Source organism: Saccharopolyspora sp. (assembly GCF_017434145.1).
Lineage (GTDB): Bacteria > Actinomycetota > Actinomycetes > Mycobacteriales > Pseudonocardiaceae > Saccharopolyspora_C > Saccharopolyspora_C galaxeae.
In genome coordinates, this window is the sequence record NZ_JAFRFW010000402.1 from 1 (window position 1) to 12,007 (window position 12,007).

A 12,007-nucleotide genomic window follows, 5' to 3' on the forward strand; every position below is an offset into this window, starting at 1 on the left:
AGCTGATCACCGCGCTGCGCCGCGGCAACAATGAACGCGCCATCGAGCTGATGGACGCCCATCGGGAGGCCACCCGCACCCACCTGGGCCCGGCCTTGTCCCCCGCGCCGCGCTCCTGACAGCCGACTTCCGCCACCAGCGGTCCTTTCGTCCCGTCTGGCGGGACCACCTGTTCGCTCCGGCGTGAGTCCCCGGAGCTGGCGGCGCGCGCACGTGCTTCCCGACTCTCGAGCGAACGGACCGTTTGACCAATCTAGTGGGACGAACAGGCCGTTCACTCCTGTCCGAGATCGCTGGGGGCGGTGACGGTCGGGCGTGTCGGGCGGGGTGCTGCGCTCCGGTTCGGGCAGCGGCGAGCGAGGCTGGATTGCATTCAATTTTGCATGGACTTCCCCCGCTGTGAGGTGCTTTACTCCCGGGTGCGCAACGCGGCGCAGCGGCAGGGAGGCGCACAGCATGGCGGACCTGGAGTACCGAGTCTCCGAAGGCGTGGGCACGATCCTGCTCAACCGCCCGGCCAAGAAGAACGCGTTCACCCTGGACATGGTCGACGAGTGGGCCGCGGCGATCCGCCGGGCGCAGGCCGACCCGCAGGTGCGCGTCCTGGTCGTCACCGGCGCCGGGGACGCGTTCTGCTCCGGGGTCGACCTGGACGACTTCACCGGCGAGGACAAGTCCGTGCTGCAGGACAAGACCGTGCTCACCGACCGGGTGCACCAGGTCGCGCTCGCCTTGGAGGACATGGACAAACCGGTGATCGCCGCGGTCAACGGCGTGGCCGTGGGCGCGGGCATGGACATGGCGCTGATGTGCGACATCCGGCTGGTCGGCGAGTCCGCGCGGTTCTCCGAGGGCTACGTGCGGGTGGGGCTGGTGCCCGGCGACGGCGGTTGCTACTTCCTGCCACGGCTGGTCGGTACGGCCAAGGCGCTGGAGCTGCTGTGGACCGGTGACTTCATCGACTCCGCCACGGCGGTCGAGCTCGGCATCGCCAGCTACCGCCATCCCGACGACGAACTCTCCGAGAAGACCTACGAATTCGCCCGCAAGCTGGCCGCAGGGCCACCGGTGGCGATCCGGGCGATCAAGCGCGCGGTGTACCAGTCGGCGCGCACCGACCTGCGGACCTCGCTGGACCTGATCTCCTCGCACCAGGCGATCGTGCAGTCCACCGAGGACTCCGCGGAGGCGCTGGCGGCGTTCCGCGAGAAGCGCAGGCCGAACTTCCAGGGCCGGTGAGCACCGTGTCCGATGTGGACGCATTGTTCCGGCCGCGCGCGGTCGCGGTGGTCGGCGCCTCGGAACGCTCCGCGATGGCCGCGCGGCTGACGGACTTCCTGGTGCGCGACGGGTTCACCGGCACGGTCCACCCGGTGAACCCGCGGTACCGGGAACTGCACGGCCTGCCCTGCTACCCGTCCGTGGACCAGTTGCCGGGACCGATCGACCTGGTGCTGGTCATGGTGCCTGCCGAGCGGGTGCTCGACGTGGTGGCGCAGTGCGCGCAGGCGGGCGCGAGCCTGGCTGTGGTGCTCTCGTCGGGGTTCGCCGAAGTCGACGACGCGGGCGCGGCGTTGCAGGCGCAGCTGACCGAACTGGCCCGCAGCAGCGGAATCCGCGTGCTCGGGCCGAACTGCCAAGGCTTCATCTACCGGCCGGGGGCGGTGACCGCATCGTTCAGCTCCGGCGCGGGAATCGGTTCCGCACCGCCGAGCGAAACCGGCGGCATCGCCTACATCGGACAGAGCGGCGCGCTCGGCGGCAGCGTGCTGGGCATGGCCGCCGACCGGGGCGTCGGGCTCACGGCGTGGGTCAGCGTCGGCAACCAGGCCGATCTGACCGCAGCGGAGTCCGCCGCGCTGCTGTTGGAAGAGCCCGACCTCCGCGTGCTGGCCTGCTATTTCGAGCAGCTTCCCCGCGGTGCGCAGTGGTCCCGGCTGACCGCGCGGGCCGCAGAACTGGGCAAGCACGTCGTGGTGCTGCGATCCGGGCGGTCGGACACCGGTCGGCGCGCCGCCGCCTCGCACACCGGCGCACTGGTGCGCTCCGGTGCGGCGTTCGACCTGGTCACCGAGCGGTCCGGGGCGGTGCTGGTGGACGATGTGGACGAACTGATCGACACCGCGATCGCGCTCGGCGGGCCGCGGCCCGCGGGCGCGCGGCTGGGCGTGGTCACCAGTTCCGGTGGCGCGGGCAGCTTGGCCGCGGATCAGGCCGAGCCGCGCGGGCTGGGCATTCCCGAGCTCGGCCCGGCCACGCAGGACGCGCTGGCACCGCTGATCCCTCCGTTCGGCAGCCTGGTCAATCCGGTCGACGTGACCGCGCAGGTCATCAACGATGCCGGGCAGCTCGGGCAGGTCTGCGAGGCGGTGGCCGAAGACGGCGGCGTGGATGCGGTGCTGGTGCTGCTGACCACGCTCGGCGGACGCACCGCCGAGCAGATCGCCGAGTCGCTGCTGCGTGCCTCGCGCGCCACGGCGAAACCGTCTGCGGTGGCTTGGCAGTACTCGCACGCCGAGATCGCGGAACCGGCCGCGATGCTGCGGCGAGCGGGCATCCCGGTGCTGCCTTCGACGAGTGCGGCGCTGACGCTGCTGTCCCGATTGGTCGCGCGGCCCGCACCGGCCGCGGAGGTGGCCGAGCTGTCGTGGCCGGACGTTCCGGCCGGTGAGCTCACGGAGTCGGCCGGGGCTGGCGTGCTCGACGCGATCGGCGTGGCCCGGCCACGCGGGCGACTCGCGGCCGATCCGGCCGAAGCCGGGATCATCGCCCGCGAGCTGGGCGGTGAGCTGGTGTTGAAGATCCAGTCGCCGGACGTGCCGCACAAGAGCGACGCAGGCGGCGTGCACGTCGGTGTATCGGCGACCGGCGCGGACCACGCGGCGCAGCGAATCCTCGACGCCGTCAAGGAGAACGTTCCCGACGCGCGGGTCAGCGGCGTGCTCGTGCAGGAACTCGTTCCCGCCGGGGTCGAACTCCTCGTGGGCGTTCAGGGGTCGAGGGACGGATACCCGCCGGTGCTCACGGTGGGCATGGGCGGAGTCACCACGGAGATCTACGGGGATGTGGTCGCGGAACTGGCCCCTGTGGACGTCAAGGGAGCTCACGACATGCTGCGGCGCCTTCGCGGGTGGCCGCTGCTGGACGGATTCCGCGGCAGCCAACGGTCCGATGTGGACGGTGCGGCGCAGGCCATCGCTGCGCTGTCGCAGCTGGCCGCGCAGCTCGGCGAACGGCTGGTGGAGCTCGAGGTGAACCCGCTGATCGTGCATCCGGAAGGCCGCGGTGCGACTGCGGCGGACCTGCTGCTGAACAGCGTTCCCGGCGACTGAGCGGAGAATCGCGGTGCACACCGGATCGACGGCGCGGTCGCAACAGCGGGGCGGATCGCACGTGCGGGCCGTCATCGGCGGTTCGATCGGCAACCTCGTGGAGTGGTACGACTGGTTCGTCTACGCCAGCTTCGCGCTGTACTTCGCGGAAAGGTTCTTCCCCGAAGGCAGTCCCACGGCGCAGTTGATGAACACCGCGGCGGTGTTCGCGGTCGGATTCCTCGCCCGGCCGCTGGGCGGCTGGCTGCTCGGCCGGGTCGCCGACCGGCGGGGCCGGAAGTTCGGGCTCACGCTGTCGGTCACGATGATGTCGGTCAGCGCGCTGTTGATCGCGCTGGCTCCGACCCACGACCAGGCCGGCTACCTCGGCGCGGCGATCCTGCTGGTCGCCCGGATCATGCAGGGACTCAGCGTCGGCGGGGAGTACGCGGCCAGCGCTTCCTACCTGACCGAGGCTTCCCAGCGCGGGCACCGCGGACTCGGGTCCAGCTTCCAGTACGTCTCGGTGACGTTGGGGCAACTGTTCGGGCTGGCCGTGCTCATGGTGCTGCAGAGCCTGCTGACTCCGCAGCAGCTTTCCGCTTGGGGTTGGCGGATTCCCTTCGTCATCGGCGCCATCGCCGCGGTGGTGGTGTTCTACCTGCGGCGCCGGCTGCCGGAAACCGCGGCGTACCAGGAGGAAACGGCGAACGACTCCGGACGGCGCGGCACGCTAGCCGAAGTCTGGCGCAACAGGCGCGCGGCGCTGCTGGTGTTCGCCCTGACCATCGGCGGCAGCGTCGCCTTCTACACCTACACCACGTATCTAACGAAGTACCTGGTGAACTCGGCCGGTTTGAGCAAGGGCACCGCGACCTCGGTGATGTTCCTGGCGCTGTGCGTGTTCGCCGTGCTGCTGCCAGTTGGTGGGGCGCTGTCGGACCGCATCGGACGCCGCCCGGTGCTCATGTTCTTCGGCGTGGGAACGACATTGGGCACCTACCCGATCATGACCGCGATCCAGCGCTGGCCCTCGTTCGGTGCGGCGCTCGCGCTCGCGGTGCTGGCGCTGACCATCGTCTGCGGGTATTCGTCGGTCAACGCCTGCGTGAAAGCGGAGTTGTTCCCCACTTCGGTGCGCACGGTCGGTGTCGCCGTGCCGTACTCGCTGGCGCAGGCGATCTTCGGCGGCACCGCGGAATACATCGCGCTGGCGTTCCGCAATGCCGGGCACGAGCACTACTTCTTCTTCTACGTCTCCGGTTGCGCGTTGTTCTCGCTGATCGTCTACCTCGCCATGCCGGAGACCCGCGCGGTCGCCCTCAGTCGCTCCGAGCGGGACGCGGTCGCCGAAGCGGGCCGCGAACCCGGTGCGGGAAAGGAAACGGTGTCATGACCGAGCTCGCCGAACTGCGCCGCGAAGTGCGCGAGGTGTGCCGCCGGTGGCGTGCCGACGGGCGCTACCGGCCGCGCCCGGACGCCTGGCTGCGCTCCTACGATCCCGCGTTCAGCAAGGAATTGGCCGAGCACGGCTGGATCGGCATGACCTGGCCGGAACGCGTCGGCGGCGGCGAGCGGTCCAATATGGACCGGCTGGTGGTGACCGAGGAACTGCTGCGCGCGGGCGCGCCAGTCGCCGCGCACTGGATCGGCGATCGGCAGATCGGACCGTCGATCCTGCGGCACGGAACGGCAGAGCTCCAAGACGAGATCCTGCCGGGGATCGCTTCCGGCGAGCACGTGCTGTGCCTGGGCATGAGCGAGCCGGAGGCGGGTTCGGACCTGGCTGCGGTGCGCACCACCGCGCAACGCGCCGACGGCGGTTTCCGGGTCAACGGCAGGAAGATCTGGACCAGCCACGCGCATCACGCCACGCACTCCTACCTGCTGGCGCGCACCGACAAGACCGAGAAGAAGCACGAGGGGCTCACCGAGTTCGTCGTGGACATGACCGCCGAAGGGGTGAGCGTGACGCCGATCGTCGACATGGCCGGTTCGCACCACTTCAACGAAGTGGTCTTCGATGACGTGTTCGTGCCCGCGCGCAGGGTGATCGGCGTCGAGGGCAACGGCTGGCGGCAGGTGACCGAGCAGCTCGCCTACGAACGCGGCGGACCGGAGCGGGTGTTGTCGACGTACCCGGTGCTGGAGCAGCTGCTTTCCGGCGGCGTGGACCAGGATGACGGACTGCTCGCCGAACTCGGCGAGCTGGTGTCGCGGTTGGCCACGCTGCGCAGCCTGTGCGCACAGATCGCCGGCGCGCTCGACGCGGGCGAGGCGCCGATGCGCGCGGCAGCGACGTTGAAGTACCTCGGCACCGACTTCGAGCGCGAAGTGCTGGAATTCGCCCGCAGGGCAACGGGTTCCGGCGTGGTGCCACCGGACAGCCCGCTCGGTGAGGCGATCATGGCCGCGCCCGGTTTCAGCATCCGCGGTGGCTCCTCCGAGGTTCTGCTGTCCATTCTCGCCAAGCAGGAGGCGCAGTGAACAACCCGTTGATCGCCGAGGTCGCCGCGGACGTTCTCGGGTCCGCTTCCCCGGAACCGGCCGACGAAGCGCTTCCCGCGCTCTGGTCCACAGTGGTCGAACTGGACTGGCCCCTGGTCTCCATCGACGAGGATTCCGCCGGAGCGGGCGGAACTCTGGACGATCTGCTCACGCTGATCTCCGCGGTCGCCGAGAGCGGTATTTCGCTTCCGCTGGCCGAGGCCGCAGTCGCCCGCTGGGCACTCGTCGACAGCGGGCACGACCCGGCGGGCCTGGTCGTGCCCGCGTCCGCCGATGCCGAAGGCGCGCTGCACGATGTCCCGTGGGCCCGGCACGCGCAGCACTTGGTGGTGTGGCGGGAACAAAGCGCACCATTGCTCGTCGACCTGGCGGAGTCCCGGATCGAACGCAGCACGAACCTGGCCGGTGAACCGCGCGACACGGTCGTCCTTCCCGAGTCCGGTGGAGTCGCATTGCCGCAGGCGCCTTCCCGGCCGGAAATGCTGGCCAGAGCCGCACTGCTGAACGCGGCCGGAATCGTCGGCGCGGCACGCGGGGCGCACGAGATCACCCGCACGCACGTCACGCAGCGCCACCAGTTCGGACGTCCGTTGATCGCGGTGAAATCGGTGGCCAGCGCGCTCGCCACGATGCGGACGGATCTGGTCTCGGCGGAAGCCGCGCTCGGCCGCGCCCGCGAGGCGCACGAACGCGACGATGCCGAGACGTTGCTGGCCGGTACCGCCACCGCCAAGATCCGTGCCGCACGCGCGGCGACCTCCATCGCACGCAACGCCCACCAGCTGCACGGCGCGATGGGCGTGACGCAGGAGCACTCATTGCACCACGTGACCCGGAAGCTGTGGGCGTGGCGTGACGAGCACGGCAGCGAACGCAGCTGGGCCATCTGGCTCGGGCGGGAAGCCCGCGCGCTCGGCGAAGATGCACTGTGGACGGATCTGACCGCCGGAGTGTGAGCCGCCTGCGAACCCAGCTCGCGGGGTCCTTCGACCGAGCGGCCGGGATCACACCTCCGATGGGCCTCGTGCTGCGACCGTCACCGGGTCACCGATCGCGAGCGTCCCGGTGCTGGTGACGGCGAACTTGGTGCCGAACGCGATACCACCGCAGGCGGCCCGCCGGTAGGTGGCCAGCGTCGCAAGCGGCTCCGGTCCGGACTTGGCGCCGAGAGCCTGGTCGACTGTGGTGACGACGCACCGGATCGCCGGTTTGGCATATCCGAGCTCGGCCCGGCCGATCCGGATCCGGCGCAGCGTGTCCTCCGCGTGCGGCCCGTCCCCGCCGGTGATGACGATGTTGGGGCGGAAACGGCTCATCGGCAGCGCCGGGGAATCCTTGGCGCGCAGTGTGCGGTTGAGTCCTTGCAAGGACGCCTCCGACAGGAGGTGTATCGGGCAGCTGTCGGCGTAGCCGGATGTGCCGGGGGTGTGCCCGTCGGTGATGCGATGGTGTTCGGGTGGCACACGCACCAATCTGCTCGCCGTTCCCAGCGCCTCCGACAGCCGCTGCGCCACCTCGTCGCCCTGGTCGATGCCCCGGTACGAGGCGCCGAACAGGTTCACATCCCCGCGTGGGCCGGTGCTGTCGACGTCGATGTCGATCGAGGCGGATTCCGGGAAGTGCAGGACGAGCCGGGTGCCGTCGGCGCTGATCTCCGGCTGGATCAGCGCCAGCTGCGGATGCGCGCGCTGCGTGCGGCAACGGCCTCGGTCATCGGTGACCATGAAGCTGCGGTCCTGGCGGAGTCCTGCTCTGGTCAGCACGGCTTCGGTCAGCACGACCGGGGCGCATCCCTTGACCGGGTAGCAGTACAGCGCCGCCACCCGAAACGCCGGGTCATGGCGCTCGTGCCGGCTCGCGGTGGAGGATTCGGAAAGCACAGGAGGCTCCTTCGTGTGAAGCGCCCTTCCTGATCTCGCTTTCGTCCGGTTCCCGGTTGAGCGTGGCGGACATGATCCGTTGCAGCGCTTCTCAACCCGGCGACACGTCATCGTGCCGGGCAAAGCATACGCGCTGCAGGACGTTTGCGGGCCGATCACCGGTGAGCGCGACTCCGTCGACGAACCATTGCGCCCCGTTTCGTGCGGTGTGCCGTGGCGATCGAAGCACCGGTCTCAGCCGAGTTCCTCGCGGAGGTCGCGTTTGAGCACTTTGCCGGTGGCGGTGCGGGGAAGCAGCTCGGTGCGGAACACGATGTGGTCCGGAACCTTGAACGATGCCAGGCGTTCGCGCACGTGCGCGCGCAGGTCCTCGGCGTCGGCGGACGCGCCCTCGTGCAGCCGCACCACGGCGGCGACCCGTTCGCCGAGCGCGGCGTCCGGCAGGCCGAGCACGGCGGCGTCGGCCACGTCCGGATGCTCGAACAGCGCCGCTTCCACTTCGGCGCAGTAGACGTTCTCGCCGCCGCGGATCACGACGTCCTTCATCCGGTCCACCACGTAAACCCAGCCGTCGTCGACCCGGCCCAGGTCTCCGGTGCGGAACCAGCCGTCGCCGAACGCCTCCGCGGTCGCGCCGGGGTTGTTCCAGTAGCCGCGCACGATCTGCGGGCCGCGGAACCACAATTCCCCGACCTCACCGGCACCGAGATCATCGCCGGTCGCGGGATCTACGATGCGCAATTGCGAGCCCGGAACCGGGCGACCGACGCTGTCGGGGTGCCCGACGTACTCGTCGCCGGAGTTGCTCACCACCGCCGAGGTGGTTTCGGTGAGGCCGTAACCGTTGGCCGGAGCCACGTTCGCCGCGAGCGTCCGGTGCACCCGCCCGACCAGATCCGGCGGGATCGGCGCACCACCCATGCTCGCACCGTCCAACGTGGACAATTCGCCGGGTTCGGAATCCACCAGGTCGCGCAACACCGTGGGAACCCCGGCGATCGAGTTCAGCTGCTCATCGCGCACCAAGCGCGCGGCTTCCGCGGCGTCCCAGCGGTACATCGTGACGGTCTTCGCGCCCGCCCGCGTCGCGAAGCACAGCCCGGAAAGCCCGGCGATGTGGAAGATCGGGAACGTCAGCAGCACCCCGGGTCGGGCCGCTTGCTCCTGCTCGCCGGTCAGCGCGGCACCGATCCGCCGGCCCAGGACCATGTTCCAGATGTTGGTGCAGTGGTTGCGGTGGCTGCCGACCGCTCCTTTCGGTTTCCCGGTCGTGCCGGAGGTGTAGAGGATCGTCGCGTCGTCGTCCGGATGCACCGCCACATCCGGAAGTTCCGCACTCGGATCCAGCTCCGCGATCAGTGACTCCCAAGTGCGCACGCCCTCCGGCGGAGCACCACCGCGCACCTGCACGACGCTGCGGTCGCCGAAGTCAGGGGCCAACGCGGCGACTCGTTCCTCGTCGGCGAACAGGACCCGGGCGCCCGAATCCTCCAGCCCGTAGCGCAGTTCCGGCTCGGTCCACCAGGCGTTCAGCGGCACCGCGATCAGCCCGGCGGCTTGGGTGGCCCAGAAGATCGGCGCCCACTCGGGATAGTTGCGCATCGCCACCGCGACACGATCTCCCGGAGCCAGGCCGAGTTCTCCGAGCAGCCGGTGCGCGAGCCCCGCGGCGAGGCGGAAGTGCTCGTCGAACGTGCGCCGATCCCCGCCGTACACGGTGAATTCCGCATCGCCGTGCATCCGCGAAGCCAGCAGCACGTCCCGGAGCGTCTGCGGGCCGGTGCGGAAGACCCGCATCGGGACACCGCGGACCTCGCGGTCTTCGAGCGCGAACTCCCCGTCAGGGGCGGTGAACTCGGCCAGCAGGCGGTCCCGATCTGCCACGTCCCGGCTCCTCTCGCAAGGTTCGCGCTGCGCGCCTCAGTCTGCGCCCATCACCGGCCGGTTGACCACCCCGCGGGGCGACGGCTCGCAGCCGCGCGAACCTCCGCCCGCCGGACCGCTCATTCCGGACTTCCCGGCCACGGCGGGATGAACGACGGGTAGTCGGTGCTCACTTTGCCGGGGAACCGGGCCGGTCGCTTCTCCAGGAACGAAGCCACACCTTCGGCGGCGTCCGGACTCTTGCCGAGGTCGTAGATCGCGCGCGAGTCCAGTTTGTGCGCCTCCATCGGGCTGTCCGCGCCCAACATGCTCCACAACATCTGCCGCGACGCCGCGACCGAGATGGCGGAGGTGTTCTCCACGATCTCCTGCGCGATTCCCCTTGCGGTGCTGAGCAATTCGGCGTCCTCGACGACCCGCGAGACGAGCCCGCCTTGCTTCGCCTCGGCCGCGTCGAAGATCCGGCCGGTGGAGACCCACTCCATCGCCTGCGAGATCCCGACCAACCGCGGCAGGAACCAGGTCGAACCGGCTTCGGGAACGAGACCGCGGCGGGCGAACACGAACCCGAACCGCGCCGAGGTGGCCGCGATGCGGATGTCGGTTGGCAGCAGCATCGTCGAGCCGACGCCGACCGCGGCGCCGTTGACCGCGGCGATCACCGGCTTCTTGGAGGCGGCGAACCGGAGCGCGCAGGTTCCGCCGCCGTCGCGGGGAACGCCGTCGATCGTGTCGATGTCCGGGATGTCCTTGCGCGACCCCGTTTCGTAGTTGAACGTGTCCGCGCCTTCGCTGAGGTCGGCGCCCGCGCAGAACCCGCGGCCCGCGCCCGTGAGCAGCACGACCCGCACGTCGTCGTCGGCGTCGGTGCGGTCGAACGCGTCGATCAGTTCCCGGCGCATCCGATCCGTGAACGCGTTGAGCCGGTCCGGGCGGTTGAGCGTGATCGTGGCGATCCGCTCGTCCACCTGGTACGTGATCTGCTGGTATTCCAACGGAGTTCCTTCCCGCCTCATGCCCCCATCAGGTCGGCCAGCCGCAGCCGCCGGGCGCGGTCCGATCCGAACAGGACCTCGGATGTCTTGGCGCGCTTGTAGAACAGGTGCGCGTCGTGCTCCCACGTATATCCGATCCCGCCGTGCAGCACGACCCCGTTGGCGGCCGCGTCGAAAGCGGCGGGCGAGCAATAGACCTGTGCCAGCGCGGCGGCCATCGGTAGTTCAGCGGGGTCGTGGTCAGCGGCCCACGCCGCGTACCGGACCAGGGACACCGCCTGCTCCTTCGCGCTGTACATGTCCGCGCAGGCGTGCTTGACGGCCTGGTACGAGCCGATGAGCCGCCCGAATTGCACCCGGGATTTCGCGTACTCCACGGTCATGTCCAGCACGCTGCGCATCCCGCCGACCTGTTCCGCCGCCAGCGCGACCGCCGCCAGATCGTCCACCTGCGACTTGACCGCAGAAGAGTCCTTCGTGGACAGCGCACGGGCCGGAGCGCCCTGCAGGTCCAGCCGCGCCATCCGCCGAGTGGGATCGAGCGTGCGCAACGTCGTGCGCTGCACTCCGGAATCCGCGGTGCGGACCAAGAACCAGCCGGAATCGGCGCGCACCAGCACGATGTCGGCCACATCGCCGGACAGCACGGGGGTCAGACGCCCGTCGAGCACCCATCCGCCGTCGCGGGATACCGCCCGCGCACCTTCCGCGACGGTTCCGATGAGTTCGCCGGAAGCCAGTTGCGGCAACAATTCCCGTTGCGCCTGCTGGTCATCGAGCGCGTCGAGCACGTCGACCGCGAGCACCGCCGAAGCCAGGAACGGCGACGGCAGCAGCGTTCTGCCCAGTTCTTCGGACACGATGGACCGCTCCACGTGCCCGGCTCCCGCACCGCCGTGCTCGTCGGCGACGACCAGGCCGAGCACCCCCAGATCGCGCCCCATCCGCCGCCACAGGTCCCGGTCGAATCCCGCACCGGTCTCCATCGCCGCACGCACCTGCGCGGAACCGGCGTGGTCGGCGAGGAACTTCCCGACCCCGTCCCGCAGGTCGCGCTGCTGGCTGTCGAGCGTCAGTTCCACGGCCACCCTCCTAGGCGGTGTGTTGAAAGTGGTCCGATGTGGTCAGGAAGTCTCGCGCTGGGTTCCGACGCGGAGTTCGCGGAACGGCACGTCCTTGTCCACCTGCGGTTCCTTCGGCAACCCGAGCAGCCGGTCACCGATGATGTTGCGCTGCACCTGGTTGGTGCCGCCCGCGATGCTGGAGGCGGGCACCGAGTTGATCGCGGTGCTCAGCTCCTCGGCCGCCGCGTCGTCCGGATCCCAGGCCACCGCGTCGGTTCCGGCGATCTCCCCGGCCGCGTGCAGCGCATCCCACAGCAGGGTCGCGCCAGCGAGCTTGGCCACCGAGCCGCGCGCACCCGGCGGTG

General features: G+C 70.0%; 10 protein-coding genes. 5 read left to right on the plus strand and 5 right to left on the minus strand.

Going from position 1 to position 12,007, the window contains the following annotated elements; genetic code table 11:
- Nucleotides 1–456: 456 nt before the first annotated feature.
- The 5 genes from IJH84_RS10935 (at nucleotide 457) to IJH84_RS10955 (ending at nucleotide 6,775) form a co-directional block, all read left to right on the plus strand.
- A complete protein-coding gene (locus IJH84_RS10935) occupies nucleotides 457–1,239 on the plus strand; it encodes an enoyl-CoA hydratase (RefSeq protein WP_200070670.1) in 783 nt (260 codons plus the stop codon).
- Nucleotides 1,236–3,332 (plus strand): acetate--CoA ligase family protein, encoded by a 2,097-nt coding sequence (locus IJH84_RS10940; RefSeq protein ID WP_295143543.1) that lies wholly within the window; start codon nucleotides 1,236–1,238, stop codon nucleotides 3,330–3,332. The genes IJH84_RS10935 and IJH84_RS10940 overlap by 4 nt, the downstream gene beginning before the upstream one ends.
- 61 nt (nucleotides 3,333–3,393) lie before the next feature.
- The gene (locus IJH84_RS10945) at nucleotides 3,394–4,707 is read left to right on the plus strand and encodes an MFS transporter (protein WP_295143546.1); all 1,314 of its coding nucleotides are present in this window, start codon (nucleotides 3,394–3,396) and stop codon (nucleotides 4,705–4,707) included.
- The gene (locus IJH84_RS10950; protein ID WP_295143548.1) at nucleotides 4,704–5,798 is read left to right on the plus strand and encodes an acyl-CoA dehydrogenase family protein; all 1,095 of its coding nucleotides are present in this window, start codon (nucleotides 4,704–4,706) and stop codon (nucleotides 5,796–5,798) included. Before IJH84_RS10945 ends, IJH84_RS10950 begins: the two co-directional genes overlap by 4 nt.
- Nucleotides 5,795–6,775: an acyl-CoA dehydrogenase family protein gene (locus tag IJH84_RS10955; protein ID WP_295143550.1), complete on the plus strand. Its 981-nt coding sequence runs from the start codon at nucleotides 5,795–5,797 to the stop codon at nucleotides 6,773–6,775. Before IJH84_RS10950 ends, IJH84_RS10955 begins: the two co-directional genes overlap by 4 nt.
- Before the next feature lie 48 nt (nucleotides 6,776–6,823).
- Here the strand turns inward: IJH84_RS10955 and IJH84_RS10960 are convergent, their stop codons facing one another.
- From IJH84_RS10960 to IJH84_RS10980, 5 genes are all read right to left on the minus strand, one after another.
- Nucleotides 6,824–7,699, minus strand: a complete 876-nt coding sequence (locus tag IJH84_RS10960) for an MOSC N-terminal beta barrel domain-containing protein (protein WP_295143552.1) — start codon at nucleotides 7,697–7,699, stop codon at nucleotides 6,824–6,826.
- Between the two features lie 234 nt (nucleotides 7,700–7,933).
- A complete protein-coding gene (locus IJH84_RS10965) occupies nucleotides 7,934–9,583 on the minus strand; it encodes a class I adenylate-forming enzyme family protein (protein WP_295143555.1) in 1,650 nt (549 codons plus the stop codon).
- Between the two features lie 119 nt (nucleotides 9,584–9,702).
- On the minus strand, nucleotides 9,703–10,578 hold the full coding sequence (locus IJH84_RS10970) for a crotonase/enoyl-CoA hydratase family protein (RefSeq protein ID WP_233627526.1): 876 nt from the start codon (nucleotides 10,576–10,578) through the stop codon (nucleotides 9,703–9,705).
- Nucleotides 10,579–10,595: 17 nt separating this feature from the next.
- Complete coding sequence (locus tag IJH84_RS10975; protein WP_295143558.1) at nucleotides 10,596–11,660, minus strand: acyl-CoA dehydrogenase family protein; 1,065 nt, start codon at nucleotides 11,658–11,660, stop codon at nucleotides 10,596–10,598.
- Between the two features lie 42 nt (nucleotides 11,661–11,702).
- Nucleotides 11,703–12,007: acyl-CoA dehydrogenase family protein (locus tag IJH84_RS10980; RefSeq protein WP_295143561.1), on the minus strand; the 305-nt coding region annotated here is incomplete at its 5' end.

What these genes read in the sequence shown, in the direction of transcription:
- IJH84_RS10935 (WP_200070670.1), top strand. Translation starts at nt 457, where the DNA reads ATGGCGGACCTGGAGTACCGAGTCTCCGAAGGCGTGGGCACGATCCTG.
- IJH84_RS10950 (WP_295143548.1), top strand. Translation starts at nt 4,704, where the DNA reads ATGACCGAGCTCGCCGAACTGCGCCGCGAAGTGCGCGAGGTGTGCCGC.